This is a genomic window from Vitiosangium sp. GDMCC 1.1324, from assembly GCF_003044305.1.
Classification (GTDB): domain Bacteria; phylum Myxococcota; class Myxococcia; order Myxococcales; family Myxococcaceae; genus Archangium.
The window spans coordinates 70,774-97,291 of record NZ_PZOX01000033.1 but is presented as its reverse complement, the minus strand read 5'-3'; the positions used below and the strand labels follow the sequence as shown (position 1 = coordinate 97,291).

The 26,518-nt window shown below is 67.4% G+C and carries 25 protein-coding genes and 2 pseudogenes; 11 read left to right on the top strand and 16 right to left on the bottom strand.

The genetic code is table 11. The annotated features are described in order from the left end of the window. Window positions 1–92 precede the first annotated feature (92 nt). The 4 genes and pseudogenes from DAT35_RS53095 to DAT35_RS53085 all read left to right on the top strand — a co-directional run bounded on the left by DAT35_RS53095 (window position 93) and on the right by DAT35_RS53085 (window position 4,745). Complete coding sequence (locus DAT35_RS53095; RefSeq protein WP_233262234.1) at window positions 93–1,832, top strand: MDR family MFS transporter; 1,740 nt, start codon at window positions 93–95, stop codon at window positions 1,830–1,832. A gap of 319 nt (window positions 1,833–2,151) precedes the next feature. Then, complete coding sequence (locus DAT35_RS53090; protein ID WP_108077144.1) at window positions 2,152–2,916, top strand: tetratricopeptide repeat protein; 765 nt, start codon at window positions 2,152–2,154, stop codon at window positions 2,914–2,916. Then, window positions 2,916–3,275, top strand: a pseudogene (locus DAT35_RS62600) (putative metal-binding motif-containing protein); the annotation flags it as partial. The gene DAT35_RS53090 and the pseudogene DAT35_RS62600, both read left to right, overlap by 1 nt. A gap of 126 nt (window positions 3,276–3,401) precedes the next feature. Continuing rightward, a complete protein-coding gene (locus DAT35_RS53085) occupies window positions 3,402–4,745 on the top strand; it encodes a putative metal-binding motif-containing protein (protein ID WP_233262233.1) in 1,344 nt (447 codons plus the stop codon). 114 nt (window positions 4,746–4,859) lie between these two features. Here DAT35_RS53085 and DAT35_RS61600 read toward each other — a convergent pair. After that, a pseudogene (locus tag DAT35_RS61600) lies at window positions 4,860–4,949 on the bottom strand (site-specific DNA-methyltransferase); the annotation flags it as partial. Window positions 4,950–5,110: 161 nt separating this feature from the next. Between DAT35_RS61600 and DAT35_RS53075 the strand changes: the two are divergent. Continuing rightward, on the top strand, window positions 5,111–5,476 hold the full coding sequence (locus DAT35_RS53075; protein ID WP_199243276.1) for a type II toxin-antitoxin system Phd/YefM family antitoxin: 366 nt from the start codon (window positions 5,111–5,113) through the stop codon (window positions 5,474–5,476). Between the two features lie 53 nt (window positions 5,477–5,529). Here DAT35_RS53075 and DAT35_RS53070 read toward each other — a convergent pair whose 3' ends face one another. The 9 genes from DAT35_RS53070 to DAT35_RS53030 all read right to left on the bottom strand — a co-directional run bounded on the left by DAT35_RS53070 (window position 5,530) and on the right by DAT35_RS53030 (window position 13,452). After that, entirely contained in the window at window positions 5,530–6,075 is a 546-nt protein-coding gene (locus tag DAT35_RS53070) for a hypothetical protein (protein ID WP_108077142.1), read from the bottom strand. A 9-nt stretch (window positions 6,076–6,084) separates the two neighbouring features. Continuing rightward, entirely contained in the window at window positions 6,085–7,383 is a 1,299-nt protein-coding gene (locus DAT35_RS53065) for a hypothetical protein (protein ID WP_146210247.1), read from the bottom strand. A 299-nt stretch (window positions 7,384–7,682) separates the two neighbouring features. Then, window positions 7,683–8,138 (bottom strand): PD-(D/E)XK nuclease superfamily protein, encoded by a 456-nt coding sequence (locus DAT35_RS53060; protein ID WP_108077140.1) that lies wholly within the window; start codon window positions 8,136–8,138, stop codon window positions 7,683–7,685. A 25-nt stretch (window positions 8,139–8,163) separates the two neighbouring features. Further along, window positions 8,164–8,889 (bottom strand): site-specific DNA-methyltransferase, encoded by a 726-nt coding sequence (locus DAT35_RS53055; RefSeq protein WP_108077139.1) that lies wholly within the window; start codon window positions 8,887–8,889, stop codon window positions 8,164–8,166. 122 nt (window positions 8,890–9,011) lie between these two features. Then, window positions 9,012–10,007: a patatin-like phospholipase family protein gene (locus DAT35_RS53050; RefSeq protein WP_108077138.1), complete on the bottom strand. Its 996-nt coding sequence runs from the start codon at window positions 10,005–10,007 to the stop codon at window positions 9,012–9,014. 19 nt (window positions 10,008–10,026) lie between these two features. Next, window positions 10,027–10,314 (bottom strand): hypothetical protein, encoded by a 288-nt coding sequence (locus DAT35_RS53045; protein ID WP_146210246.1) that lies wholly within the window; start codon window positions 10,312–10,314, stop codon window positions 10,027–10,029. Window positions 10,315–10,490: 176 nt separating this feature from the next. Next, window positions 10,491–11,003, bottom strand: a complete 513-nt coding sequence (locus DAT35_RS53040; RefSeq protein WP_158502271.1) for a trypsin-like serine protease — start codon at window positions 11,001–11,003, stop codon at window positions 10,491–10,493. Next, window positions 11,000–12,850, bottom strand: a complete 1,851-nt coding sequence (locus tag DAT35_RS53035) for a glycoside hydrolase family 15 protein (protein WP_108077135.1) — start codon at window positions 12,848–12,850, stop codon at window positions 11,000–11,002. The genes DAT35_RS53040 and DAT35_RS53035 overlap by 4 nt, the downstream gene beginning before the upstream one ends. A 77-nt stretch (window positions 12,851–12,927) precedes the next feature. Continuing rightward, complete coding sequence (locus DAT35_RS53030) at window positions 12,928–13,452, bottom strand: GNAT family N-acetyltransferase (RefSeq protein WP_108077134.1); 525 nt, start codon at window positions 13,450–13,452, stop codon at window positions 12,928–12,930. A 404-nt stretch (window positions 13,453–13,856) separates the two neighbouring features. Between DAT35_RS53030 and DAT35_RS53025 the strand changes: the two genes are divergently transcribed. The 5 genes from DAT35_RS53025 to DAT35_RS60325 all read left to right on the top strand — a co-directional run bounded on the left by DAT35_RS53025 (window position 13,857) and on the right by DAT35_RS60325 (window position 18,080). Further along, entirely contained in the window at window positions 13,857–15,092 is a 1,236-nt protein-coding gene (locus tag DAT35_RS53025; protein ID WP_108077133.1) for a cytochrome P450, read from the top strand. Window positions 15,093–15,634: 542 nt separating this feature from the next. After that, on the top strand, window positions 15,635–16,207 hold the full coding sequence (locus tag DAT35_RS53020; RefSeq protein ID WP_108077132.1) for a flavin reductase family protein: 573 nt from the start codon (window positions 15,635–15,637) through the stop codon (window positions 16,205–16,207). Between the two features lie 50 nt (window positions 16,208–16,257). Next, a complete protein-coding gene (locus tag DAT35_RS53015) occupies window positions 16,258–17,169 on the top strand; it encodes a LysR family transcriptional regulator (RefSeq protein ID WP_233262232.1) in 912 nt (303 codons plus the stop codon). Window positions 17,170–17,298: 129 nt separating this feature from the next. Then, the gene (locus DAT35_RS60330) at window positions 17,299–17,607 is read left to right on the top strand and encodes a putative quinol monooxygenase (protein WP_199243275.1); all 309 of its coding nucleotides are present in this window, start codon (window positions 17,299–17,301) and stop codon (window positions 17,605–17,607) included. After that, the gene (locus DAT35_RS60325; RefSeq protein ID WP_199243274.1) at window positions 17,604–18,080 is read left to right on the top strand and encodes a group II truncated hemoglobin; all 477 of its coding nucleotides are present in this window, start codon (window positions 17,604–17,606) and stop codon (window positions 18,078–18,080) included. The genes DAT35_RS60330 and DAT35_RS60325 overlap by 4 nt, the downstream gene beginning before the upstream one ends. A 6-nt stretch (window positions 18,081–18,086) precedes the next feature. Here DAT35_RS60325 and DAT35_RS53005 read toward each other — a convergent pair whose 3' ends face one another. Genes DAT35_RS53005 through DAT35_RS61590 form a run of 3 tightly spaced genes read right to left on the bottom strand, consistent with a single transcriptional unit; the run spans window position 18,087 to window position 22,116 of the window. Next, complete coding sequence (locus DAT35_RS53005; RefSeq protein WP_108077131.1) at window positions 18,087–20,540, bottom strand: glycoside hydrolase family 65 protein; 2,454 nt, start codon at window positions 20,538–20,540, stop codon at window positions 18,087–18,089. Next, a complete protein-coding gene (gene otsB / locus DAT35_RS61595) occupies window positions 20,537–21,349 on the bottom strand; it encodes a trehalose-phosphatase (RefSeq protein ID WP_108077130.1) in 813 nt (270 codons plus the stop codon). The genes DAT35_RS53005 and otsB overlap by 4 nt, the downstream gene beginning before the upstream one ends. Next, window positions 21,349–22,116, bottom strand: coding sequence for an HAD family phosphatase (locus DAT35_RS61590; RefSeq protein ID WP_108077129.1), 768 nt, complete (start codon window positions 22,114–22,116; stop codon window positions 21,349–21,351). The genes otsB and DAT35_RS61590 overlap by 1 nt, the downstream gene beginning before the upstream one ends. Before the next feature lie 297 nt (window positions 22,117–22,413). Between DAT35_RS61590 and epsZ the strand changes: the two genes are divergently transcribed. Further along, window positions 22,414–23,982 carry an exopolysaccharide biosynthesis polyisoprenyl-phosphate hexose-1-phosphate transferase EpsZ gene (gene epsZ / locus DAT35_RS52990; RefSeq protein ID WP_304466091.1) on the top strand — a complete coding sequence of 523 codons (1,569 nt, stop codon included), beginning with the start codon at window positions 22,414–22,416 and terminating at the stop codon, window positions 23,980–23,982. 32 nt (window positions 23,983–24,014) lie between these two features. On the opposite strand, the gene DAT35_RS52985 is transcribed toward epsZ, so the two are convergent. The 3 genes from DAT35_RS52985 to DAT35_RS52975 form a co-directional block, all read right to left on the bottom strand. Next, complete coding sequence (locus DAT35_RS52985; RefSeq protein ID WP_108077128.1) at window positions 24,015–24,737, bottom strand: double-CXXCG motif protein; 723 nt, start codon at window positions 24,735–24,737, stop codon at window positions 24,015–24,017. 258 nt (window positions 24,738–24,995) lie between these two features. Next, complete coding sequence (locus DAT35_RS52980) at window positions 24,996–25,718, bottom strand: double-CXXCG motif protein (RefSeq protein WP_108077127.1); 723 nt, start codon at window positions 25,716–25,718, stop codon at window positions 24,996–24,998. A 7-nt stretch (window positions 25,719–25,725) separates the two neighbouring features. Next, the gene (locus DAT35_RS52975; RefSeq protein WP_158502269.1) at window positions 25,726–26,469 is read right to left on the bottom strand and encodes a TIGR02269 family lipoprotein; all 744 of its coding nucleotides are present in this window, start codon (window positions 26,467–26,469) and stop codon (window positions 25,726–25,728) included. Window positions 26,470–26,518: the final 49 nt, after the last annotated feature.

Below are 26,518 nucleotides of genomic sequence, written 5' to 3'. Positions count from 1 at the left end.
CGGCGCCCACGGGGGCCCTCTCATGCATAGAGAAGACCCCCTCCCCTGCCCTCTCACCGGGGAAGATGGGGGCACACACGGGGACACCACGGATGGCACCGCCCACCCACGCCTACGAGCTCACTCGGAGCCAGAAGGCCGTCACGCTCACGGGCGTGCTGCTCGCCCTGCTGCTCGCGGCGCTCGACCAGACCATCGTCGCCACCGCGGGCCCGGCCATGCAGGTGGACCTCCACATGGATGCGGCCCATTACCCGTGGCTCACCACGTCCTACCTGGTGGCCTCCACGGTGATGCTCCCCATCTACGGCAAGCTGTCGGACATCTTCGGCCGCAAGCCCATCCTCATCGCCGGCATCGTGCTCTTCGTCACCGGCAGTGTGCTGTGCGGGCTGTCGCGCACCAGCCTCCACGTCATTCTCGCCCGAGTGGTGCAGGGCCTGGGCAGCGCCTCGCTGTTCACCTCGGCCTTCACCGTGGTCGCGGACCTGTTCCCTCCCGCGGTGCGAGGCAAGTACCAGGGCCTCTCCGGTGCGGTCTTCGCCCTCGCCAGCGTGGTGGGCCCGCTGCTCGGGGGCTTCCTCACCGACCAGCTCAGCTGGCATTGGGTCTTCTTCATCAACCTCCCGGTGGGCGTGGTGGCACTCACCTTCATCCTCCTCAAGATGCCCTCGCTCCTCCCCACGGCCGGCGAGACACGCCCCCGGCTCGACCTTGCGGGAGCCCTCGCGCTGGTGCTCGCCGTGGTGCCGCTGCTGCTCGCACTCAGCCTCGGCCGAGGCCGCGGCACACCGGCGTCCGAGGGCGGCTACCCGTGGGGCTCGGCGCCCATCCTCGGCCTCTTCGCGCTGTCGGCCGTGGGCTTCGTGCTCTTCGTGCTCGCCGAGCACCGGGCGAGCGACCCGTTGCTCGACCTCGAGCTCTTCCGCAACCGCGTCTTCGGCGTGGGCAACGCCACCGTCTTCATTCTCGGTGCGGGCTTCCTGTCGGCGGTCGTCTTCCTGCCGCTCTTCATGGTGAACGTGGTGGGCCTGTCGGCCACGCGCTCGGGGCTCACGCTGACCCCGGTCACCCTGGGCGTGGTGGCGGGCAACGTGCTGGCGGGCCAGCTCGTCTCACGCATCGGCCGCTACAAGGCGCTGATGCTCGGCGCGCAGGTGGTGCTCACCGTGGGCTATGCGCTCATGGGCTTCACCCTCACGCCCGAGTCCACGCAGGCCGAAGTGACGGCGAAGATGGTGCTGTTGGGGCTGGGGATGGGACCCTCGCTGCCGCTCTACACGCTGGCCATCCAGAACGCGGTGCCACCGGGACAGGTGGGGGTGGCCACCTCGACCGTCACATTCTTCCGGCAGATGGGCTCCACGATAGGCGTGGCGGTGCTCGGAACGGTGTTCGCGGCCACCCTGTCCTCCTCGGTGACCGAGGGCATGGCGAGGGCCACCGCGAACCTGCCGCCCGAAGTGCGCGAGCGGCTCCAGGTATCAGGGACCGGAGGGAGCGGAGGCGAGGGAGTGGAAAGCGGACAGGCCTTCCCGGCGAAGCAGCTCGAAGCGGACCTGCGCAACAGGTTCGCGGCGAGGGAGCGAGACGTGGAGGCGAGGCTCGAGGGCCCCGCGAGGACCGAGGCGATGTCCCAGCTGCAAGCCGAGGAGACGCGGGTGATGGACGCGGTGGCCGAAGTGGAACAGGCGCAGAAGGAAGGCTTCACGCGGGCCATCTCGGCCATCTACCGCCTCGCCATCCTCGTCTCGGTGCTGGGCTTCATGCTGACGTTATTCATCCCGGAGCGCCCCCTGCGCCGCACCAACGCGCCCCTGCCGCCGGAGTAATCCTCCACGAGCGGGCAGCCAGGCGCTCGCGCAGACATTCAGGGCAGAACGGTGCCCATCATCATGACTGTAGCGCTTCAGGTGGAGAGGATGGCTATCAAGGGGTTCAGCCCATGGCTTGGTAGAGACTGAAAACTGACAGCAGCATGACCAGTACAAGAGCGTGAGCTGTCGGTTCGAACCTGAAACCGACCATGCACAGCACCTGTAGCTCCGGGTTTTCTCTGTGCCCGCCGGGTCCAACCAAGCGTGTGGACAGGCCTACCGCCAGCCCCTACCATCCCGCGCCATGCACCCCTCCTCGCGTCATGCGAGCCTGATGCTCGCCATCTGCACCCTGGCCATGTCAGCCACGCCAATGGCTGCTCACGCGCAGAACACCTTCAGCCATTACCTCACCGCCGCAGTGCGGCTCTATGACGCGCTGGAGTATGAGCAAGCGCTGGAGCAACTCCAGCAAGCCAAGGGGTTGGCCCGTGACGCAGAGCAGAAGGTGACCATCGCGTTGCACGAGGGCATCATCCTCGCGGACATGGGCAAGCGGGAACAATCTCAAACAGCCTTCAAAACAGGGCTGCGACTCGACCCCAAGGCGAAACTCCCGCTTGAGGTCTCGCCCAAGATCGCGCATGACTTCGAGGAACAGAGGGCTCGCGTGTACCAGGAATTGGCCAGCTCCCTCGAAGAGTCGAAACAACCCGCCATTGCCAAGACGGATAGGCCCGAGCAACTGACGGAGGGACCCGATCTGCGTGTACCTGCGCCGGTGACTCCCACGCCGTATGCGACGGGTGTGGTGGAGCATTCGCGCAAGCGGGTACTCGTAGCGCCGCTTGTGCTTGCGGGCGTGGGCATAGCCGCCATGGGTGTGGGGGCTGTCTTCGGTCTCCAAGCGCGCTCCAGCGTGAACGATGCTCGCAGAGCCTCCTTCCAGGATGAGACCCACGCCCACCGGGACGACGCCGAGAGCAGCGCTCGTGTGGCCAACGTGATGTTTGGCACGGCGGGACTCGCGGCAGTGGGAGCGCTCGTTACCTGGGCGCTCTCTCCGACGGATCGCGCGCTCTCGAAGGAGGTTCGCTGATGCGCCGCCTGGCAGGATGGATGGGCTTGCTGTGGCTCGTGGCCGGATGCACGGTACCTGGCCTGGATGATCTCCTGAAGGAGAAGACACGCGACTGCAATGAAATGCACCCCTGTGACAAAGGATACCTGTGCATCCAAGCAGTATGCGTCTTGAATCCTTGCGGTGAGTCCATGGCGACAGTGGGGTACCCTGATGCGGACGTGGATGGGTATGCCGCGAAGGACTCGGCCTATGAAATCTTCTGCGGCCACATGCCGGCCGGTCATACCACCCAACTCGGCGATTGCGATGACGGTGACCCGAACAGCTGGCCCAGCGCTCACGAGGTGTGCGACGGACGGGACAATGACTGTGACGGAACCATCGACCAGGGCACAAGTTTACCCTGGTACCCCGACAAGGATGGTGATGGATTTGGCGACCGGGACGCCACACCACTCTGGAGCTGCACTCAGCCGCCGGGTTCGGGTACCTCCCGCTACGTGCAGAACGCCACGGATTGCCGGGACTCGGACGCGCGGACGTACCCCCGCTCGGATGCCAACGAGGCGCGGTGCGATGACCTGGATGACGACTGCGACGGCACCGCGGATGAAGGCTTCGCCAAGGGCACCGCGTGCAGCACGCCCTGTCCCGGTGGGCAGTACGTCTGCAACACCAGCCATGACGGACTGGCCTGCAACGCCCCCGCCCCCACGTCCTACTACCCGGACGCGGACGGTGATGGCGCGGGCGACGAGCGCGCGGCCCCGGTCCCGGTGTGCCCCGGTGCGACGCCCCCCGCGGGCACCGTCGCCAACAAGGACGACTGCGATGATCAGGACGCTCGCAACCGGCGCGGCAGGGCCGAGGCATGTGACGATCGGGACAACACCTGCGACGGGCAACGGGACGAAGGCGGCGTCTGCGGAGGCAAGGGATGGAGCGTGCTCTCGGACCCGGCGCTGACCGGCACCCGGCAGTGGAAGACCGTGGCGCTCGGCCCGAACGGTCTGCCGGTCTGGGTGGCGGGCAGTAACGGCGCGCTCGCGGTGCGCACCGCCGCGGGGCAGCCCTTCAAGAGCCTCGATGCGAGCTGCGGCAACACCAACTGGCGTGCCGCGTGGGTGCGGCCCGACGGTCACGTGTTCCTGGCCGGCGACACCGGGAGCGTGGCCGAGCACGACGGCAACACCTGCTCCAATCAAGCGACCATCTCCCTCAACCTCGTGGGCATCCAGGGATTCGGGACGACGACGCCGCTCTACATGGTGGACAGCCAGGGACGGATGTACACGTGGACGCCGGGCAACACGCCACAGGAGCACTACAACGAGACGCCTCCCACCTACTACGGCCTCCACGGCCTCTCGCCCACGCAGCTCATCGCCGTCGGTGACAAGAATGGCAACGACACGGTGCCGTACATCATCAGCTACCCCGGCAGCGGCGGTCTTCCGGCGAGGACCCAGCACACCCTGACGGGCGTGCCCGGAGGCTACAGCGGCGCCCTGCGTGCCGTGTGGATGGCCAGCGCCAGTCTCGCCTATGCAGTGGGGGACGCGGGCCTGGTGATGAAGTGGAACGGCGCCACGAACTGGACGCGCGTGAGCCCGCCTTCGGACGGCCCCTCGGCCGCCTTCACCAGCGTGGTGGTGCTGGACCCGTCCTCCATCTACACCACCGATGCCAGCTCCCTCAGCACCGGTGTCATCCGACGGCTAAGTGCTACGGGCTGGGTCACTGCGCGAACCGTGGACAAGCCCCTCCGGGATCTCGCGCTCAACTCGCCGGACGACATCTGGGCGGTAGGCGACGACGGCCGCGTGGTGCACTTCCCGGAGTAAGCGCACGTACATCTCCTCGGGCAGAGCCTCCTCGGCGCGCAGACGCGCCTCGGTGACCTCGAGCGCCTCAACGCAGATGTCGGTGCCCCGGAAGCCTCGCCCGAGCCGCGCCTCCGCCACGCCCCCCGAGCCCATGAACGGATCCACCACCACGTCTCCGGGCGCACTGCTCTGCCGGGTGCGCACCTCGCTCACGCCGGTGGGCTTCTCCGCCGGGTAGCGTCCACCAACTGCTGCATCCGCTCGGCCGTCAGCATGAACTCCGTGATGCTGACGCCCACGTTGTCGATAGACACCGTGCGCCCAGAGCCACCTCGTCTACGAGCGGGCAACCAGGCGATCGACCAGGCGTTCAAGGAGGAAAGGTGCTCGTCCAAGACCCTGGGACGCGTCCCCAGGCCTATCTTCTGGCCATCCAGGTGACCATGAAGCCGCTCCATATCTCAGAGGACATCCTACCGATCGCCGACTTCAAGGCCCGTGCATCTGAGGTGGTCCGCCGCCTGCGGGAGCACCGGCGTCCGGTCGTCATCACCCAGAGCGGCAAACCCGCCGCGGTGCTTCTCTCGCCGGAGGAGTTCGACCGGCTCACCTACCAGGCGCAATTTCTCGGGACGGTCGGTGAAGGTCTTGCCGATGCCGAGGCAGGCCGCGTGGTTTCCGATGAAGGGCTCGGCAAGTTGCTGGATGACGAGTTCGGGAAGCGTGAGAGTTGGAGACGGGGGCTTTGAAGGAGGGAAGGTGACTCCGGACCGCGCGAGCGGTGAAGGCCGTGTCTCCGTGCTCACGGCAGGCGTCGTCGGATGCGCAGCCAGTCGATCAACTCGGGGTGCTTCCGCAACACACCCGATTTGCAAATGGATCTCAAGACATTGAGCGCATTCTTGATGCTGCGCAATTTGCGGATCGTATCAATGGGGGTGATCCGCAGGTCCAGTGGGGACACCAACTGGACCACCTCCTCAAAGGACAGGGTAGCGGTTCGCCGGAACCATGCCACAATCACCGCGGGATCCAGAACGGTGTCACCTTCCCGCGCACCGAGTTCGCAGATCATCCACGCTCGCAGGTTCATTGCCGAGTATGTGAGAGATTCTGCGATTCCATCGGGTGAGCGTTTGGCGATATCGCCATACACCAGCAGGGCGATGTTTGCCCATGACAAACTCCGCTCTTCTCTTGCCCGCGTCGCGGCAGCAAAAGCGAACAGATCCCAATTGAAGAACTCGCCGTCTATGGGCTCACCAATGATGAGCCCGTCGAGCCATGCCCACACCCTCTGGTGGGGCCACTTCAAGACGGTTTGCAGAAGATCGCTCTTCGTTTCCATCAGTCCCTTTCAAGGAGGGAAAGTGATTCCGAACTTGGCGAACGCCTGTCGCCCGATTTCCAGCGCGTTGGCGCTCACGGCCCTGGACGCCCCTTTCAGGAAGTGACCACTGTTGGGAGTGATTGCAATGCCGAAGCGCGTGGACCCATGAATAGCGATCTGTGCTTCACCGGCAGCCAGCACAGGTTGACCGCCACTGGCGACAGCATGTGAGATCTCAAGGGCGCGCCAAGTGTGTGGAATGATCTTCAGCTCACCTTCTTGGGTAACGACCCACTTGATTGTTCCCTGGTTCGCATAGTCCAGGAATTCGGGTGAGTCAACGCCAACGGGTCGGACACCAAGCCGACGGGCCAGGTCCAGTTCCCAAGAGAGGTCATCCGGCAACTGGTTCTTGAGGAGCCTCTTTGGAGGAGCGTTGTCCGCTGCCGGCGAGCTCACGCTGCCGCCCGGACCCCGCGAGGACATGGCCACCGCGCCCGGCGCAAGGGCGATGGTGAAGCCCTCGGCGGACACGGCCACCGACTCCACCTCTGCCACCGCCGCCAGCTGGAAGCCACCCTGCGTCTCCGCTAGCACCGCCGCTCGCGAGTAGCCGGGCAGCCCCGGCCCCGTCATCGCCAGCCCCGCCGTGTTCCCGATGGCCGCTGTCACCAGCATGATGAAGATGCGCGCGACGTTCTTGCTCATCACCCTGCCGAACCGCTCGCCGACCTCCCGTAGCTGGGCAAAGGACGTGACCCCCTTCACGTCCTCCACCAGTTGCATCCAACCCTGCATCAGGCTCCAGACCGTATCGACTCCCAGATAAGCGATGAGCGAGGCCGTCAGGATGGCAGCCAGGCCCTTGGACGCCGGCTCGGGCAGCAGCCAGAGCGTCATATACATGGCCATCGCGGAAACGATTGTCGCCCGCACGGCCTCGGGATTGGCCATGTCCTTGAAGGCATCCATCGTCTCGTTCCACACCGCACCCAGGGCGAACTCCATGGCCAGTGCGTACCGGCCATCCTCATTGAGGAGGGGTCCATCCTTGAGCAGCGAGAGGCAGTCCCGGGGACGCCCCTTGTGCTCGCACCAGCGTCCGTAGGCCTGCGTCAGCTCGAGGTACACCCCGGCCATCCGCTGCACGGATTCCGCTTCGGAGTCCAGCAGCAGTTGCCGCCCCGTCCACTTCAGGTAGACCTCTTCCTGCCAGGGGGAGTCGAACATCAGCCTCCGGGCGTTTCGCAGGGGATTCGAAGCGGGCCGCACATCCCGGGCCAGCTCCGCGAGCGCCTGTTTGAATTCGCCCTCGCGCAGCTTCACCGGCTCCTCGCCGCCGCGCGGAACATGGACGAGGAGCTTTCCCCGCCCCGTATCCAGTCGCACGGCACGGGTGGTGGTGCCACACCCGACGAGGAGCAACAACAGCACGGCCCAGGAGCACCGCTTCATGAGATTCACACCCGGCATTGTTCTCTCCCATTGGGTAGCCATACTCATTCTGTACCCATAGGGTCTGACGGAACCCGGAGCCGGGAGTGTCACGACAGGAAGCAGCCCTCCGCGCCTTCTTCCCCTCTGGTGAACAAGACGGGGTCAGTTCTCTGGGCCAGGTGGGGGGCTCACAGCGCCACGCGCTTCTTGCCGCGCACGAGCACATCCCACCACTTGAAGGTCACGGCCAGGATGGAGTCCAGCTCGCGCGTCTCGTTCGAGGGCGCGAGCGTCTTCGCTCCAGGCAGGCAGTACGCCGCGATGGGGGAAGCGGAGAGGATGTGGAGGATTCCTTGCGAGAAACCATCCCCTGCGTAGGAGACGCAGACGGGAATCCGCATGCTCTCCAGGTCCTGCAGGGCGAAGGGAATCTTCTCGTCCACGGTGCCGACTGTGCCCTGGTACTTGCACTCGATGGCGAGCGCGGTGCGCGTGTCGTGCTCGAGCACGAAGATGTCGACGCGCCGCCCGCGTCCGGTGAGCGTCTTCCCAACATGCACCTCGCGGTACACCTTCACCCCGCGCGAGGCGTAGTTCTTCACGATGTATCTGGCCACCAGGTCCGCGTATTCGTGTCCAGTCATCCGAGCCTCCCACGCCTCTGGCAACTCACCCGCTCCGGGCCAGGCGCATCGCGCGCATCTCCGCTGTCTCCTCGGACACCGCGCCCTCGGCGCGCAGACGCGCCTCGGTGACGGTCAGCGCCTCGTCACAAATGTCGGTGCCTTGGAAGTCCCGCCCGAGCCGCACCGCCGCCACGCCCACCGAGCCCGAGCCCATGAACGGGTCCACCACCACCTCTCCGGGGGCGCTGCTCTGCCGGATGAGCACCTCGCTCACGCCGGTGGGCTTCTCGGCCGGGTAGCCCCGGTGGACGCGAGGCACCGGGAGCACGTCCGCGACACCGAGGTCGCTCAACCGCCGCCGGCCCTTCTCGAAGAAGAGGATGAGCTCGTAGCGGGAGCGGTAGTGGTAGCCCATGCCGATGTGCAGCTTGTCCCAGACGATGGGCTTCCAGAACCGAAAGCCCGCGGCCTCCGCGAGCGGCTTGGCGATGAACATCGTCTCGGGGTCACAGAAGAGATAGAAGTGCGAGTCCCGTTTCAGGACGCGCCAGACCTGGGCGAACAGCTCGGGGAAGCGAGCGTTCGGGAAGATGCGGAACCAGTGGTTGCTGGACGCCTTGCTGCGCTTGAGGCGCGTGGTGGTGCCGATGGCGCGGTGCTTCTCGAGCGACTCATAGGCGGGATCGGTGATGACGAGGTCCACCGAGGCATCCGGAAGGGTGCGGAGCCACTCGACGGCATCGCTGTGCGAAAGACGGAAGCGGGACATGAGGGTGTGCGCACCGGGGACAACCGGCGCGGGGGCCAACGTATCCCGGCAGTATGACGTCTCTCGCGCCCACCCTCCCCAGCGGGTCGGAAGAGATATTCAGGAGCGAGCAGATGGGTGGCTCAGCCCGCCGCCCGCGCCGGCGCCATCCGGTCCGCGTTGCGCGCGAGCCACTCCGTCGTGGCGAGCACTCCGTTGTCCACCAACTGCTGGATCTGCGCGTCCGTCAGCGTGAACTCCGTGGTGCTGACGCCCGCGTTGTCGATGAACACCGTGCGTCCCAATGCCACCTCGTCCACGTGCAGCAGGGTGGACGCATGCAACATGAAGCTGAAGAGCGCCTGGGTGTAGCTCTTGATTCCCGTGATGGGGACTGGCAGCAGCTGCCAGTTCTGGCGCGCGGCTTCTATCTGCTGCGCGGTGCCCAGGAAGAAGCCCAGCGTCTCGGAGCTCACACCCACCTCGGGAGGCACGGCCGGGGACCCGAGCGCCGGCTGGCGCCGCACTCCATCGAACAAGTCGATGGGGTAGTTCCACGACACGCCCCCATCCACGTACACGCACTGCTCGAACTGCACGGCCTCGAAGAAGAGGGGGATGCTCATGGACATGCGCACCGCGAGCCACAGCGGCACCTCCGGCCGGGTGCTCGCGGAGAACACCTCCGGGAGCTGACGGGTCAGGTTCGTCGCCACCACGAACAGCTTGCGGAAGCGGCCCGGCTCGCGCTGCGCCAGGGCCTCGAGCTGCGCGAAGGTGAGGTCCGACTGGGACTCGCCCAGCACCCGCTGGGTGATGCGGCCGATCTGCTCCCGACACCACTGCTCGAAGACGTTGCCCTCGTAGAGCCCGTAGTGCTCGACGAGCCGGCTGGCGTCGCGGAAGACCCAACCGGGCCCATCCATGAAGGTGGCGAAGTCGGTGCTCCCCAGAACGGAGCTCAGCTCCTCCGCCGTCGCGCCCACGGCCAGGAGCGCCGCGGTGATGGCCCCCGCCGAGGTGCCCGCCACGTTCTCCACGCCGCCCAGCAGGCCCTTCGCCTCCAGCACCTGGACGGCGCCCACGTAGGCCATGCCTTTCACACCACCGCCTTCGAAGACCAGATTCCGGATGGGCATGGCCCGGAAGCTAGCCTCCTCACGGAGAGGAGGTGAAGGCCATGGAGTCCGACGGGAGCCTGTCCGTCCGGACACCGAGGCCCACGCGCTCCACGGAAACGCCCGAATCACTCGCGTCCTTCACGTAGCTCGCGGGAACGGCCGTGACCCTCATGCCGCGCGGCTCACCCGGCTGCTGCTCCGCCGACTTGTCCGCGATGCGCTCCCGATTCGAGGAGGACGAGGAGCGCCACAGGGCCAGGTCCGCGGCCAGGCCGACGGCAAGGACCACCAACATGGCCATACCGCCAAAGGCTCTCTCTTTCATGGACACGTCCCCCAGGCAGCCGTTGGACTCGGTGCTGACAGGAGGATCGTGCCCTGTGTGGCAGCGCGGAGCAAACCCACGCAACGTGCGAGGTCCGCGCGGGCCGCTGAGACGCAGCGCGTAAAACCGGGCGGGCATGGCGCACCGTGTCGTCACGGGCGCCAGCGCCGAGGCCTTCAACAGCGGGAAGGACGGTTGCTCAGTAGGTGGTCGCGCGCACCGTCAGGCCCGAGAAGGCGGAGTAGGCGCGGGCGGAGATGTACCAGGTGCCCGCCGCGGGGTTGGGGATGTGGTGGTGGGCTGGGAGCCCTACGGACGTAGATGTCCGCGTCACCCGAGCCGCTGGAGATGTGCGCGTTGAGCACCGTGGTGCCGGCGGGCACGGTCACCGTGAAGTGCTTCCAGGCGCTCGCGCTGGCCGACCACGAGTCCTTGCCGCCCACGCCCATGACGCCCGCGGCGAGCTGCTCCGCGGTGATGTCCTCCGGGTACGCGGCGTCCGCGTCCGCGTTGGAGACGATGGGCACATCGACGGTCTGGAGCGTGTCCGGGGACGAGCCGCCGGAGGAGAGCGAGCCCCAACCCGTGACGGTGGAGATGACGCCCGCGTTCGTCAGGGGGCCACCTGAGCCAGGACGTGCAGGTGCGCGTCCGCGTCGGCGGCTGACGCACCACCCGCCCCGTGTCACGCCGGAGCGGGCGCCTGCTCGGACGCGGGCTGGCGCCTGCGCTCCTCCGCCTGGGTGATGGCCCACGCCGCGTTCACCATCCCGATGTGGCTGAAGGCCTGTGGGTAGTTCCCCAGCAACTCTCCGCTCTCCGGCTCCACCTCCTCGGACAGCAGCCCCACATCGTTCACATACTCCACCGCCTGCGTGAACGTCTCCCGAGCCCGCTCCACCTCGCCCGCCAGCGCGTACGCCTGCGCGAGCCAGAAGGTGCACAGGAAGAACGTCCCCTCCTCTCCCAGCAGTCCATCCGAGGCCCGGTAGCGGTACACGAGCCCCCGGTCATCCGTGAGGTCCGTGGAGATGGACTCCAGCGTGGCCCGCATCCTCGGGTCGCTCGCCGGCAGGAAACCGGCGATGGGCAGCATCAACACCGACGCATCCAGCACGTCCGAGTCGAACGCTTGCGTGAACGCGCCCACCCGCGCGTTCCACCCGTGCTCCAGGATGGCCGAGCGGATGTTCCGCCGCACCCGCTTCCAGCGCACCACGCGCTCCGGATCCGGGTGCAGCAGGTCCTTCATGTCCAGCGCCCGGTCCAGCGCCACCCAGCACATCAGCTTCGAGTAGAGGTGGTGCCGAGGCACGTCCCGCATCTCCCAGATGCCCTGGTCCGGCTCGGCCCAGCGGTCCGCCGCCGTGTCCGCCAACGCCATCAGGAACTCCCGCCCGGCCTCGTCCAACCCCCCCAGGTACTCCCGCAGCCGGTGCGCCGCTCCGAGCAGCTCGCCATACACATCCAACTGCCGCTGCTGCCACGCCCCATTGCCCACCCGCACCGGGAAGCTGCCCCTCCACCCTGGCAGGTGGGGCAGCATGCGCTCGCTCAAATCGTGCTCACCGCCAATGCCAAACATGATTTGCAGGTCCTCGCCCCGGCGCAGCTGCGTGATGGCCGAGGTGAGGAAGTCGAAGAAGCGCGAGGCCTCGTCCGGACAGGCGGCCACCCAGAGCGCCTCCAGCGTGAGGCTCGCGTCGCGCAGCCACGTGTAGCGGTAGTCCCAGTTGCGCTCGCCGCCCACCGACTCCGGCAGGGACGTGGTGGGCGCGGCGACGATGGCGCCCGTGGGTTGGAACGTAAGCGCTTGCAGCACCCGGCCGCTGTGGTGCACCAGCTCGCGCCAGGGGCCCTCGTAGCGCTGGTGCAGGGAGGACCAACTGCGCCACCCCTCCACGGTGTCCTGGAGCCACGCGTCTATCTCCTCCTGGCTCCAGGCCCGCAGCGGCGGGTGCCACCACGCGCGGTGCTGCAGGGCGAAGCCCACCGACTCCCCGGCCCGCAGGATGAAGCGCCCGAAGGCATTACAGTCTCCGAACTGAAACCGCACCGGCGAGGACAGCCGCAGCATGTCCGCACCGCCCTGCGCCAGCACTCCGCCCTCCACCTCGCGCAGCAACGGGTGCACCAGGCCGTACTCGGGCCGGGGGCAGAAGTCCGTCTCGAGCTCCACCTGGCCCTCCACGCATGCCACCCGGCGCAGCACCAGGCCGCCGGGCGACTCCGCTCCCAGCTCGTGCCCGCGCTTGCCCCGGCCCAGCGCCATTGCCTCCACCTGCACCGCGATGCCGGTGGGCGTGTAGTGCAGTGTCTCCAGCACCAGCGTGCGGTCGAGGTAGCGCCGGTGCGAGCGGCCCTTCACCGGCCGGAGCACCCAGTGCCCGGCGGCCGGCCCCAGCATCCGGCCGAACACGGAGGGCGAGTCGAAGCGTGGGCAGCTGAGCCAGTCCACCGAACCGCGCCGGCTCACGAGCAGGGCCGAGTGGCAGTCGGACAGCAGGGCATAGTCGGAGATGGGCGGCGCGCGCATGGAAGGGTCTCCCGCCCGTGAATCTAGGAATGCCCGGGTGCCGCCACGGCCCTCGCCTCTGGAGGAAGGAGGCGGCCTCAGCCCGGGAAGCGGAGGAGGTAGGCCTCGAGGTACACGGAGGGCGTGTCGAGGTCTCCCGCGGGCTCCCGCACGAAGCCTCGGCGCTGGTACATGCGCGCGACGCCCTCGGCGCCCCGGCGCACGTGCAGGCAGATGGCGGGCACACTCCACTCGCGAGCCACGCGCTCGGCCGCGTCCAGCAAAGGCGTGGACAGCCCCCGGCCATGAAAGTCCACGGCCGTGGCCAGGTGCCGCAGGTCCGCCGCGCCAGGCACCCACGCCTCCGCTCCCGGGGCTCCCGGCGGCCACAGCGCCACCGTGCCCACCACTCTCCCCTCCAGCTCCGCCACCAGCACCTTCGCCACCGCGCGCTTGCTCGCCACGTCGCGCAGTTGCCGCTTGCGCTCCTCCGTGTACTGCACCTCCGGCAGCTTCTTCGCGTACTGGGTGATGAAGGCCTCCACCAACAGCTCGCCAATGGCCGCGTCGTCCTCGGGCCGCGCCTCGCGGATGACCAGCCGCTCCTTCCATTCCGTGCTCATGTGCTGGCCTCTACCACGGACGCGCCTGCCCCGTGGCCATTCCGAGCACCCGGACCCACACCCATGCCCTCAAATCCCTTTCATCTCCACGCCACTCTTCCAGCCATACAACCCGACGTGTTGGGTCCGATGTGGTGGCACGCCCTACCGGGTAGCACCCGACCCGGCGGGTCCTCCTCCACTCCGTCACCCAGGCTCGAAATGGGCCGGTTTCACTCCCGGGCCCACCCATCCCTACCCGAGGAGTGAGCCCCTGCCTAAAGCTTTTCAGCCTCACTGCGTCGGCCAATGGCTTGCACTCAAGTCGTTTCGTCAACTGCAAATCAACTCAGGACAAGATCGCCAGAGTTGATTATCGTGTCAGAACCGTGCACCCAGGCGATCCATCCGAGGAAGGAACCCCTATGGCGAGCGCAGCCCACAAGCTCGAGCTCAACCCCGTCGCTCCTGAAAACCTCCTCGATCCGGTGCCCCTCTATCGGGAGTTGAGAGAGAACGACCCGGTGCACTGGTCGGAAGCGGTGCAGTGCTGGTTCATCACCCGCCATGAAGACGTGGTGAACGGCTTCCGGGACCCGCGCCTGAGCGCCAACCGGGTGAAGTTCTACGAGGCGCAGCTCCGGGGCCAGGGCCCGGAGATCCTCCCGGACTTCCTGAAGGTACTCCCCAACCAGATGTTCATGCGGGACGGCCGCGAGCACATCCAGATGCGCCGGCAGGTGGCCGGGGGCTTCTCGCCCCAGGGGCTCGACACCTGGCGCCCGGCCATCCGCCGCACCGCCGAGCAGCTGGTGGAGCGGGTCCAGGCGCAGGGGTGGATGGACGTGGTGGAGGCCCTGTCGAACCAACTGCCCCCGCTCGTCATCGCCGAGGTGCTCGGCGTCCCGCTGCAGGACCGTGAACAGTTCATGGAGTGGGCCGAGCCCCTCGCGGACTTCAACGCGCCCGCGGCAGGCACGGACATGCTGGCCCTGGCCCGCCGGGCCAACACGGCCATGCGCGAGCTCTCCGGCTACCTGGGCAATGTCATCGAGGAGCGCCGGCGCGCCCCGGGCGAGGACCTGCTCAGCAAGATGATCCAGTCCCAGGAAGAGGGGCAGATGACGCCGGAGCAGCTGGTGGCCAACGCCATCCTCATCCTCGTGGCCGGGCACATCTCCACCACGGATCAGCTCAGCAACAGCCTGCATGACCTGCTGACGCACCCCGATCAGTTCAAGAAGCTGCAGGAGGACCGCACGCTGGTGCGCTCGGCGGTGGAGGAGATGATGCGCTTCAACACCGCAGTGCCCAACATCCACCGCATCGCCACGGAGACCTTCCAGCTGCGCGGCAAGACAATCCGCAAGGGGGACGTGGTGTTCATGTGCATGGCCTCCGCCAATCGCGACCCCGAGGCCTTCCCCGACCCGGATCGCTTCGACATCACCCGCGACAGCAACCACCAGAAGCACATGAGCTTCGGCTTCGGGCCGCATCACTGCCTGGGGGCGGGCCTGGCCCGTCGCGAGCTGGAGATCGCCTTCGAGGTGCTGCTCGAGCGTCTGCCCGGCCTGAAGCTGGACACGGAGGAGCTGCCGCAGCTCAAGTGCCACAGCCTCATGTTCCGCGGCTTCGAGAAGCTCTCCGTCCGGTGGTGACACGGCGCGAGGCGCGGGCGTAGGCGGGGGCTGTCCGCCGCGCGCCGAGCGCCACCGCCACGAGTGCGAGCACCCCGGCCAGGGCGCTCGTGCCTCCGCTCGAGCCGAAACCGCTGACGCGCACTCCATCCACAGCCGCGGAGGCGGCAACGCTCGCCAGGGACTGGGGTGCGGAGCTACCCAGGGACTCCGAGCATGTCCTCCGCACACCAGACAGCCGTGAGGACACGGAATCGTCCGGGATGGAGGCCCGGGTGGCATCGACGGCGGCCCCATCTGACACGTCACCCGCGCGGAACGTCACACGGGACTGCTCGTACCAGACAGACGGGCTGGCGTGCGCTGCGGCTGGGAGCACGGTGAGGCGCAGGACCAGGGGAGCGAGGAGGCGGAGCGAGAAGGACATACCTGGGTTGAACCGGCACCGCGAGCCCGTGACTTCCCCGAAGAAAGGGGGGCCCCTCGTTCTCCTGTCCGCTCCGTGGCCCGGGAGGCGGAGACGAGGATGCGATCCGCCGGGCACCGGAGCAGAGTGCCCCAACATGAGAGTCCCGCTCGAGCTCCGCCGCGCCTACAAGCTGCTCAACCACGGCCCCACCACGCTCGTCACGAGCGCGGCCCACGGCCGCACCAACGTGATGGCCGCCGCCTGGGCCATGCCGCTCGACTTCGATCCGCCCAAGCTCGCCGTCGTCATCGCCGAGGGCACCTTCACGCGCGAACTGGTGGAGGCCTCGGGGGAATTCACCCTCTGCGTGCCCACGCGCGCGCAGTTGGAGCAGGTGTACGCGGTGGGCTCGGTGTCCGGGCGCGAGGAGGACAAGTGGGCGCTGTACGGGCTGCGGCCCTCGCCCGCCTCGCGCGTGCAGGCCCCGCTGGTGGAGGACTGCGTGGGCTGGTTGGAGTGCCGGGTGCTCAGCGAGCCGGACGTGCAGCGCCGGTATGACCTGTTCATCGCCGAGGTCGTCGCGGCCTGGGTGGAGGACTCGGTGTGGAAGGACGGAGGCTGGGACTTCAGCGGTGGAGATTCACAGCGCTCCGTGCACCACATCGCGGGCGGGGTGTTCTTCACCACGGGCGAGCGGGTCCAGGCACAGAAGCCCACGAAGAAGTAGCGCCTCCCGCTCACGGGCTGTCGCCCAGGGTCCAGGCCGAGAGCGACAGTATGCTGGCTCTGATGAACCTCGGCGGAATCGATACGAACCTGGTCGTCGCACTGCACGCGCTCCTGAGCGAGCGGAACGTGACCCGAGCGGCGAGACGGGTGGGACTGGGTCAATCCGCGATGAGCCATGCACTCGCCCGGCTCCGCGACTGGTTTCGAGATCCGCTGCTCGTGCGCGTCGGGCGGCAGATGGTGCTCACCGAGCGCGCCCAGGCCCTGCTGGGACCCGCCGCGTCCGCGGTCTCCTCGCTGGAGCGGGTGTTCCAACAGCCCGAGCCCTTCGAGCCGAGAACCAGTAGCCGGGTCTTTCGCATCGCGTCGACCGACAATCTGGAGCTCTACGCGCTCCCGAGGCTCGCCGCCATCCTCGCGAAGGAGGCCCCGAACGTCGATCTCCGGTTCCATCATCTGCCCAAGGACTGGATGACCGCACTCGAGCGCGGGGACTTCGAGCTGAAGCTCGGCCGCCAGTACCCGATTGCGCCGACGCTGCGCGAAGAGGAGCTCTTCCGGGATCAGCTCATCTGCGTGGTGCGGCGCGGACATCCGCTCGCGGGAACCCGTCTCACGCTCCGTCAGTACGCCGCGGCCTCCCATGTTCTCATCTCACCCGGAGAGACGGCGCGCAGCACCATCGATGAACTGTTGGCACAACGCGGGCTTCAGCGGCGGATCGCCATCACGGTCTCCCACTTCCTCGTGGCCCCGTTCGTGGTCGCGGCCTCGGATCACCTGCTGACGATTCCAAGCCGTCTCGTGGAGGCCGTAGCCCCCGCCCTGCGGCTGGAAACGGTGACAGCTCCGCTCCGCACCGAGGCGTACACGATGACCCAGGTCTGGGCCGAGCGGTCCGAGAGTGACGCGGGGCACCGATGGCTCCGGAACGCGCTCCGGCGCGCAATCGGTGCATGACGGGAGGCAGGAATTCCCAACCATCGACGCCATCGATTCCACCCATGCCAACAATCGGTTGGACGGCGAGCCAGACCACCGCCTATAGCGCCCCCCTCTGGCAGGTGGAACCAGACGAGGTCCAGCACGATGATCGTCGAGTACATTCGTTACAAGGTAGAGCCCGGTACGGGCGAGTCGTTGATCCAGGCCTATGAGGCCGCGAGCGAGAGCCTGCGCGCATCGCCTCATTGCCAGGGCTTCGAGCTGACGCGCTGCGCGGAGTCACCCGAGACGTTCATGCTTCGGATTCTCTGGGATTCGGCGGAGGGGCATCTGAAGGGCTTCCGCACCAGCCGGGAGTTCGGTTCGTTCTTCCAAGCCGTGAAGCCGTTCGTGAAGAGCATCGAGGAGATGCGCCACTACGAACTGACGAACGTGCGCTGGACGCGCGGATGAGTAGCGAACAGCAGGTTCCGACCCTCTTCGAGTGGATGGGAGGGATGCCGGCGCTGGAGCGGCTGATGGAGACGTTCTACCAACGCGTCCCGGGAGACGCGCTCCTGGCCCCGGTCTTCGCCCGGATTCCCGCTGAGCACGCGAAGCATGTCGCGGCCTTCGTCGCGGAGGTGTTCGGGGGACCGAAAACCTATAGCGCGACGCTCGGGGGGCACCCGAACATGGTTCGTCACCACATCGGGCGCGCCCTGAGCGAACCGCAACGGCGGCGATGGATGCAGTTGCTGCTCGAGTGCGCGGACGACGTCGGGCTCCCGGACGACCCGGAGTTCCGTTCCGCGCTGGTCGCGTACCTGGAGTGGGGGACGAGGCTCGCGGTGATCAACTCGCAGCCTGGCGCGGCCGTGGAGAGCGCCGCGCCGATGCCGGTATGGGGCTGGGGCGAAGTGAAAGGCCCCTACGAGAAGGGGTGATGGGCGTCACGGGCCCGCGCTGTCCATCCCTCCCTCCGCCGTCACTTCTGGCCGGGCGATGGGGAACTCGCGCGTCTCGCACGGCAGCAGCTGGTGGCGCTCGCCCCGTAGCGCGAACTCGAGGGGCTCGGAGGACTGCCACCGGCTGTTGAGCACCAGCTTGTCCTGGGTGATCTCCACTTCCACCAGGAACCTTCGGTAGCGCAGGGAGAACTTCAGCCGCGTCATGCCCTCGGGCAGGTTCGGGTTGAAGTGCAGCACGTCCCCGCGCACCTCGATGCCCGTGTACGCCCGCTGCATCAAGTCCACCGTCCCCGACATGGCGCCCAGGTGGATGCCCTCGGGCGTCGTCCCGCCCTGCACGTCCGAGATGTCGCTCTTCAACGCCTCGCTGAACAGCTTCCACGAGCGGGGGCGATCGCTGCGCGCCAGCACCCACGAGTGCACCACGCCGCTCAGCGTCGAGCCGTGGGACGTGCGCTGCAGGTAGTACTCCACCGTCCTCGGAATCATCCCCGGCTCGAACGGGTATCCCAGCCGCTCGAAGAGCTCGCGCAGCTCCTCCGCCGAGAACAGGTAGAGCAGCATCAGCACGTCCGCCTGTTTCGACAGCTTGTAGCGGTTGGGCGAATCCCCCTCCGCCTCGAGAATCCGGTCCAGCCGCTGGATGTCGCTGTAGCGCGTTCGGTACGCCTCCCAGTCGAACTCCTGGAGCTGCTCGTAGCCCTCGAACTGGCTCAGCACGCCGTCCGAGTGGAACACCAGCCGCATCTTCCGGCTCACCTCGTCCCAGTGCGCCAGCTCGGCCGGGCTCAGCGCCAGCGTCTCGAGCAACTCGTCCCGGCGCTCGCCGGGCAACAGCTTCAGCACCTCCAATCCCTTGCACAACACCCACACCGCCATGAGGTTGGTATAGGAGTTGTTGTCCAGCCCCGGCCCGGCCCGGTTCGGGTAGCCCGTGTGGTACTCGTCCGGCCCCATCACGCCCTTGATTTCGTAGCGCCGCAGTGCCGGGTTCCACAGGGCCATGCTCGCCCAGAAGCGCGCCAGCTCCAGCAACATCTCCGCGCCGTAGAAGTACAAGAACTCCACATCCGCCGTGGACTGGTAGTAGTGCCAGACGTTGTAGGCGATGGCCGCGTTGATATGTCTTTGCAGCCACGTCACGTCGGGGACCCATCTGCCCGAGCGGGGATTCAGGTGCAGCCGCTGGCTCTCCTCTCGCCCGTTGCTGCCGCTCTGCCAGGGGAACAGGGCTCCGCGGAAACCCTCCTCACGAGCCGCCTCGCGCGCCCGCCGCAGCCGCCGGTGGCGGTAGCGCAGAAGCGCCCGCGTCAGGGCCGGCAGCCGCAGGTTGAGGAAGGGGAAGACGAACAGCTCGTCCCAGAAGACGTGGCCCCGGTACGCCTCGCCGTGCCACCCGCGCGCCGGCACACCCACGTCCTGGTCGATGGAGTGCGGCGACACCGTCTGTAGCAGGTGGAAGATGTGCAGCCGCAGGGTCCGGTGGATGTGGTCCGCCTCGGACAGCTCCATCTCCAGGTCGGCCCGGCGCCACAGGTGTGACCACGCCTGGACGTGCGTCGCCACCAACTCATCGAAGCGCCCGGGCGCCACCGACACCGCGTGCTGGGCCTCCATCGCGGCCTCGGACACCGCGAGGTCCCGCGACGAGTACAACGCCACCACCTTCTCCACGGCCAGCCGCTGACCCTCGCGCAGCTCTAGCGTGAACTCGTGCGCGAGGTAGCCCTCCTCCTCAGCGAGCCCCCGCCGCGCCCTAGCCGGTTGCCCGTCGACATACAGCCGCGTCCGTGCCGCCTCCGCCACATCCAGGCGCGACTGCACCGTCTCCACCTCCAGCAGCAGCGTCTCCGCGTCCACCTCCTCCGTCATCAGCGTGCGCAGGTGTTTGCAGTTGAGCTGCCGGTAGCGCGGCACGCCCCCGTTCACCACCCGCCCGTCCAGCGCCGAGCGCACGTGCACGCGGCCACTCCAGTTCTCCGGCACCAGCACCAGCTCCTGTCCCGCCAGGTGCTTGTCACGCATGTGCACGAAGCGCCGCTGCTCCACCCGCGTACGCCGCCCCTGCCGATCCTCGAAGCGCACCGTGCGCAGCAGCAGCCCGCGCGCCAGGTCCAGCACCTGCCGGTACTCCAGCAGCGCCACCGCTCGCGCGTTGAACCAGTCGCCGCCCTCGAGCCGGAAGGTGAGCGGCAGCCAGTTGGGCATGTTCACCAGGTCCTCGTTCTCCACCACCCGCCCGGCCAGGTCCGTCTTCAGCCGGTTGTACCCGCCCGCCAGGTATGTCCCCGGATAGTGCGTGTCATCCGCCTCGGCCTCCGGTGCCGCCCCGCGCGTGGCGAAGTAGCCATTGCCGAGCGTGCAGAGCGCCTCGCGCAGGCCCTCTCGCTCTGGCTCCAGGCCCTCGTAGGTGAAGCACCAGTGCTCGCGCCTCATCGCGTCGTCCCTCCAGCGCGAGCGATGAGCAGCTCCAGGAACTGGCGCACCTCCTCCACGTTCTTCAGCGCGAAGTCCGCCGCCGTGGGCCGCTCCACCTCGCCCCGCACCACCAGCCCGAGGCCCCGCCCCCGCAGCATCTGGAAGGCGTTCTCGTCCGTGAGGTCGTCCCCCACGTACACCGGCAGCACGCCCTCGCCTTCCAACCCCAGGGCCCGCAGCAGCCACTCCACCGCCCGGCCCTTGTGCCAATCGATCGCGGGCAGACACTCGAACACCTTCTTCCCTCCGCCCTTGCGCAGCCGCGGGTGGCGCGCCAGCACCGCGTCCACGCCGCGCTCCACCTCGGGCACCCGGGCCTCCTCCACGTGCCGCCAGTGCACTGCCACGCTGAAGCGCTTGCGCTCCAGCTGCACGCCAGGAATGCCCCCGAGGGCCGCCTTCAATTCCCGCTCCGCCGCGTCCAGCTCGGGCAGCAGCGCCCGGGCTTCCTCCACCTGGAATTCGCGCCCGTCCGGCCCCTCGATGTCGAAGCCGTGGCTGCCCGCGTAGAGCACGCCCTCCAGCCGAACGAAGCCCTTCAGCACGCGCAGATCCCTCCCGCTCACGATGGCCACCGGGTAGCGCCGGGCCAGCTCCGCCAGCGTGGACCGCATGGACTCCGACAGGCACGCGGCGTCCGGATCCGGAACGATGGGCGTCAGCGTGCCGTCGTAGTCCAGGAAGAGGGCCACCTGACGGCCCTCCATGCGGCGCAGCAACTCTTCTCGCCGAGCCAGCGCCGAGGGCACTTCCTGCATCGGCCGCATCACTGCCCTCCTTCTTCCACCGTGACGGTGGACAGGTCCGTCACCTCCAAGTGCGCGCCGGCCCGTACCAGCGCCCCCACCGGCCCCGCGCGCCGCACGCCGATGACGCACCCGAAACGGCCTCGCCGGCCCGCCTGCACTCCAGCCTGCGCGTCCTCCAGCACCACCGCGCGCTCCGGCGGCACGCCCAACCGCCGCCCCGCTTCCAGGAACGTGTCCGGCGCCGGCTTGCCCGGCAACCCGAGCCTCCCCGCCTCCACACCATCCACCCGGGCGTCGAACAGGGGCTCCAGTCCGGCCGCTCGCAGCACCGCCTCGCAGTTGCGGCTGGCCGACACCACCGCCGTGCGAAAGCCCGCCGCCCTCAGCCGTTCGAGCAACGCCACCGCATGCGGGTAGACCTCCACGCCCCGCTGCTTCAACGTCTCGAGGAAGTAGCCGTTCTTGCGCTTGCCCAGGCCCCAGACCGTCCGCGCATCCGGGCCGTCCTCCGGCGAGCCCTCGGGCAGCGAGAGGCCCCGGCTCGCCAGGAAGCAGCGGATGCCGTCCAAGCGCGGCCGCCCGTCCACGAACCGCTGGTAGTCCTCTTCCGAGAACGGTTGGAACGGCTCGCCACTGCGCTCCAGGTACGTGTCGAACAGGCGCTTCCACGCGGCGGCATGCACCTGCGCCGTCCGCGTCACCACCCCGTCCAGATCGAACAGGGCCGCGTCGAACTCGCGGCGGGACAACACGACGGCAGCACGCTCGGGCGGCGGAGAAGGCATGGCGGTGACCCCTACGGAGGACCCATTACGTCCCCTCCGCACCGTGTACACGCCATCCCCCTACAGGTAGGGGCGCGTGCGTGCCGCGCCCCGAGGACGGACTGGTGTCACATACTGATTACACTCAAAGTATAAAAATTCAGGGAGGGTTGACGGATTTCAAGACAACCCTTTACGCTGAGCGCAGCGGCTTCAGCGGGGGTGCGTCGTCTGAACAGTCGAGCATCCCCGGCTTCTTGCCGACGTCACGGTCCCCTATCATGGATCCGTCGGATGTCGAATCCAGGGAGGGTCTCCATGCGACCCGCATCTCAAGTTGACGTGACATCCAGCGAGCCTCCCTCCACCCCTTCGCAGGCCCATGCGGAGTCCCAACCCAGCGGGTTGGCTCCCGCCGAGACACCGCCCCCGCTGCTCGGGTCGGAGACGCCTACGGAGAAGTCCCTCTCGGTGGTGAACGCCAAGACGGCCGAGGCTCCGCCCTCGCGCTTCGCTCCGGGGTTCGCCGCCAAGATGAACATGGTGGCGGATCTGCTCCTGGTGGTGGCGGCGCTGCTCATCTCCACGACGCTGATGGGGCATGATCTCCATCTGGAGCGCACGGACGTCTGGGTGCTGCTGGGCGTGGGAGTGGTGGCGTGGCTGGTGGTGGGCACGGCGCTGTGCCTCTATGACGTGCGGTTCGCGAACCGCGAGCGGCTGGATGACCTGGCGCTCATCTCCATCCAGGTGATGGTCGTCACGGTGGTGCTCTTCCTCACGCGGTTGGTGCTGGGCACCGAGTCGTGGATCGTCGCGCTGAGCCTCTTTCCGCCGCTGCTGTGGCCCTCGGTGGCGCTGCTGCGCCTGTACTTCTTCCGCAACCTGTCGGTGCAGGAGCAGCCGCTGGACGAGGTGCTCATCATCGGCGTGGGGGCCATGGGCCGGCTGACGGGCGAGGACCTGAACTCCAAGCATCGCCGCAAGGTGATTGGCTACCTGGGCTTCAGCAACGAGTCGGCCTCGGCGGCTCCGCCGGCGCCGCTGCTGGGCGCGGTGAAGGACCTGGAGCACATCCTGTGCACGGTGCCGGTGGACGAGGTCTACATCGCCGGCAACATGCTGAAGCACTCGGCGGAGATGCAGGCGGCGGTGAAGCTGTGTGAGAACTTTGGGATTCCCTTCGCGCTGCCGGCGTACCACTTCCGGTTCGACCGGGCGCGGCCGGTGGATGACCATGCGATCTCGGACGGCTACCTGCATTTCATGACGCATGCCTTCCAGCCGCACCAGATGGCGCTCAAGCGGCTGTTCGATATCGTCAGCTCGGCGGCGGCGCTGGTGGTGTTGTCGCCGCTGCTCATCGGGGTGGCGCTGGCGGTGAAGCTCACCAGCCGCGGGCCCATGTTCTTCAAGCAGAAGCGCGTGGGGCTGCACGGCAAGCCCTTCCACATGCTCAAGTTCCGCTCCATGGTGGTCAACGCCGAGGAGCTGAAGGCGAAGCTGGAGGCGCAGAACGAGCAGACGGGCCCGGTCTTCAAGATGAAGAACGACCCGCGGATTACGCGGGTGGGGCGCTTCATCCGCAAGTACTCCATCGACGAGCTGCCGCAGCTCATCAACGTGCTGCGCGGCGAGATGAGCGTGGTGGGGCCTCGGCCGCCCATCCCCAGCGAGGTGGAGAAGTACTCCGCCTGGCAGCGGCGCCGGCTGTCGGTGCGCCCGGGCCTCACGTGCATCTGGCAGGTGTCCGGCCGGAATCAGATCTCGTTCGAGGAGTGGATGTACCTGGACATGCAGTACATCGACCACTGGAGCCTCAAGAACGACATCAACCTGATCCTCAAGACGGTGCCGGTGGTGATTACCGGCAGCGGCGCGAGCTAGGTCAGTGGGGCGCGGGGCCCCGAGTTCGGGGCTCAGCGCACGGGCAACTCGCGCAGGGAATACTCCTCGAAGCCGAGTCGGCGCAGGGTATCCGCGAAGCGCTCGGTGATGACGATGACGCCGTGGTGGTCGCGCAGGCGGAAGATGTCCAGGTGCTCCGGCAGCGAGGCCTTGTCGAGCATGGGCTGTTTCGACGGACCTGAATCGTAGCCCCCACACGTCTTACATGGTTCGTTATTGCCCGGGGGTAGGCAGTCCGGGTGGTACAGACCGTGCTGTTCCATCTCCAGTTCCATCAACTCGGGTGCATTGCGCTGCCGGAAGCGCAGCTCGGTGCGGCAGCCCTTCAGTCCCCGGAGTCCTTCGGCCTGGAGCTGCTCCAGCGCATCCCGGCGGATGATCACCCTCCACGAATACAGCATGTAGAGCTGGGCGAAGTTGCCACGAGCCGAACCGATGAGCGGCCCGAAACCCGTGCCAGGAGTCAGCCGCGCCCAGGCGGGAACCAGGGGCCGCACCATCGCGCGCAGACGCTCGAACTTCTCGAAGTCCTCTTCCAGCCAGGCCTTCTCAAGCTGCTTCGCCTCTGGCAACCCCGATAGATCCACACTCGGATAGACCTCTGAGATGCCACCCCAACTGGAGTCGCACGTGGGGCAATGCACGCCGGGCAACCCCCACTTTCGCTTCGCATTGTACTCGCCCGTGTACCGCATGCTGTCGGCCGGAACGGAGTCCAGTTCGTAGAACTTCATCTTCTCCTCAGAACTCGATGGGGGGAGGAAGCCATGGCGCGCGCCCCCTGGAGAGGGCAAGACACACCCACCTCCACTCTGGTGCTCACGATAGCTCACCCGGTGAGATGCACCGGGCCGGAAGGTGCCGCGCTCAGGCGCTCTTGCGCACTCCGGCGACGTCCTCCACTCAGGCCGCGGGCAGATGCTCCAGCTCCAGGTCGATGTGCTTCGCCTCCGGAATGACGGCTCGCACCTCGGCCTCGATGGGGTCCGGGCTCAGCGCACGGGCAACTCGCGCAGGGAATACTCCTCGAAACCGAGCCGGCGCAGGGTGTCCGCGAAGCGCTCGGTGATGACGATGGCGTTGGTGAAGTTGCGCAACCGGAACACGTCCAGGTGCCCTGGCAGCGAGGCCTTGTCGAGCAACGGCTGCTCCGGCAGAGAGAATCTGTATCCACCGCACGTCACACAGGGCTCCGCCTTGCCCGGCGGTAGGCAGTCCGGGTGGAACAGGCCTAGCATCTCCACCTCCAGCTCTATCAACTCCGGCGCGTTCCTCTGACGAAAGCGCAGCCCGGTCCGGCCCCCCTTGAGTCCCCGCAGGCCCTCGGCCTGGAGTTGCTCCAGAGCATCACGGCGAATGATCACCCTGTCGGCGTACAACATATGGAGCTGCGCGAAGTTGCCCCGGGCCGAGCCCACGAGCGGGCCAAAGCGGGCACCAGGAACCAGTGGCGCCCCCGCCGGCACCAGGGGCCGAACCATTTCGCGCAGGTGTTTGAATCTCTCAAGGTCCGTTTCCAGCCAAGCCTTTTCGAGCTGCTCCGCCCCAGGCAGGCCCGACAAATCCACGTTCGGGTAGACCTCCGAATCTCCGACATAGGGGACATTGCATGAGGGGCATTGAAGGCCGGGCAGGCCCCACTTGCGCCTCGCGTTGTACTCGCCCGTGTAGCGCAAGCTCTCGTACGGAGCGGAGCTCAACCGGTAGAACCTCATTTGCTCCTCAGAACTCGATGGGCGGCGGCAACTTCGTCTTGCCATAGTACGGTTCGAGAGGTGCCATCAAACCGAAACGCACGCATAGCTCCCACGCGTGCTTCCAGATTTCCTCCTTCGTCACGTAGCTGGAACCTTTCTCCAGAATGAACTGCCGCCACGCCGCGTTCCAAGCGCCACCGCTCGCTCCTCGGTGAATGCTTTTGTGCAGCGATGTCTCGATGAACATCGTCCATTGATGGATGTCGATGCCCTTGCTCTCGAACCACGCCTTGAACTCCTGCGGGAAGATGTGGTGCTTCTCGTGAGGCCGGTTCGCCTTCGCATCGATCTCCGCCAGCAACTTCTGCTGACTGGGCAGCAGGTGGCGGAGATGGTGGTTCCTCCACGGGATGATGAAGACGGCGCCCTCCTCCTGCGGCCAGGGCTGCGGACGGCCCCAGTACCGCATGGGTGAGTTGCCGGCGCCCGGCAGGTACACCCCCACCGCGCCCGAGCCCCGTGTCTTCACCACCTGCCCGGACGCCTCGTCCTCGCCCCCGCTCTCGGCCAGCTCCGCCACTGCCTCGCAGCGGAAGAAGCCGCACACCTCCTCATCACAGAAGAAGGCCAGGCACGCGTCCGCCTCCTCCCGCTCCGCCTCTACAGCAGTGGCTTCGAGCCTCTCCTCCTCGTGCAGCGACGGGCCTGAGGCCGCACACCCGGACAGCAACACCCCGAGCAGCAGCCCCCAGAGTCTCCACGTCTTCATGGCGTGCATCCCCCTGGAGAGGGCAGACCCCCCCTCTCCACTCTGGTGC

Bases quoted from the DNA above. Each gene is read 5' to 3' on its own strand.
- DAT35_RS53095 (WP_233262234.1), top strand. From the start codon at position 93: ATGGCACCGCCCACCCACGCCTACGAGCTCACTCGGAGCCAGAAGGCC.
- DAT35_RS53090 (WP_108077144.1), top strand. From the start codon at position 2,152: ATGCTCGCCATCTGCACCCTGGCCATGTCAGCCACGCCAATGGCTGCT.
- DAT35_RS53070 (WP_108077142.1), bottom strand. From the start codon at position 6,075: ATGGAAACGAAGAGCGATCTTCTGCAAACCGTCTTGAAGTGGCCCCAC.
- DAT35_RS53060 (WP_108077140.1), bottom strand. From the start codon at position 8,138: ATGACTGGACACGAATACGCGGACCTGGTGGCCAGATACATCGTGAAG.
- DAT35_RS53055 (WP_108077139.1), bottom strand. From the start codon at position 8,889: ATGTCCCGCTTCCGTCTTTCGCACAGCGATGCCGTCGAGTGGCTCCGC.
- DAT35_RS53050 (WP_108077138.1), bottom strand. From the start codon at position 10,007: ATGCCCATCCGGAATCTGGTCTTCGAAGGCGGTGGTGTGAAAGGCATG.
- DAT35_RS53045 (WP_146210246.1), bottom strand. From the start codon at position 10,314: ATGAAAGAGAGAGCCTTTGGCGGTATGGCCATGTTGGTGGTCCTTGCC.
- DAT35_RS53035 (WP_108077135.1), bottom strand. From the start codon at position 12,850: ATGCGCGCGCCGCCCATCTCCGACTATGCCCTGCTGTCCGACTGCCAC.
- DAT35_RS53030 (WP_108077134.1), bottom strand. From the start codon at position 13,452: ATGAGCACGGAATGGAAGGAGCGGCTGGTCATCCGCGAGGCGCGGCCC.
- DAT35_RS53025 (WP_108077133.1), top strand. From the start codon at position 13,857: ATGGCGAGCGCAGCCCACAAGCTCGAGCTCAACCCCGTCGCTCCTGAA.
- DAT35_RS53020 (WP_108077132.1), top strand. From the start codon at position 15,635: ATGAGAGTCCCGCTCGAGCTCCGCCGCGCCTACAAGCTGCTCAACCAC.
- DAT35_RS53015 (WP_233262232.1), top strand. From the start codon at position 16,258: ATGCTGGCTCTGATGAACCTCGGCGGAATCGATACGAACCTGGTCGTC.
- DAT35_RS60330 (WP_199243275.1), top strand. From the start codon at position 17,299: ATGATCGTCGAGTACATTCGTTACAAGGTAGAGCCCGGTACGGGCGAG.
- DAT35_RS60325 (WP_199243274.1), top strand. From the start codon at position 17,604: ATGAGTAGCGAACAGCAGGTTCCGACCCTCTTCGAGTGGATGGGAGGG.
- DAT35_RS53005 (WP_108077131.1), bottom strand. From the start codon at position 20,540: ATGAGGCGCGAGCACTGGTGCTTCACCTACGAGGGCCTGGAGCCAGAG.
- otsB (WP_108077130.1), bottom strand. From the start codon at position 21,349: ATGCGGCCGATGCAGGAAGTGCCCTCGGCGCTGGCTCGGCGAGAAGAG.
- DAT35_RS61590 (WP_108077129.1), bottom strand. From the start codon at position 22,116: ATGCCTTCTCCGCCGCCCGAGCGTGCTGCCGTCGTGTTGTCCCGCCGC.
- epsZ (WP_304466091.1), top strand. From the start codon at position 22,414: ATGCGACCCGCATCTCAAGTTGACGTGACATCCAGCGAGCCTCCCTCC.
- DAT35_RS52985 (WP_108077128.1), bottom strand. From the start codon at position 24,737: ATGAAGTTCTACGAACTGGACTCCGTTCCGGCCGACAGCATGCGGTAC.
- DAT35_RS52980 (WP_108077127.1), bottom strand. From the start codon at position 25,718: ATGAGGTTCTACCGGTTGAGCTCCGCTCCGTACGAGAGCTTGCGCTAC.
- DAT35_RS52975 (WP_158502269.1), bottom strand. From the start codon at position 26,469: ATGAAGACGTGGAGACTCTGGGGGCTGCTGCTCGGGGTGTTGCTGTCC.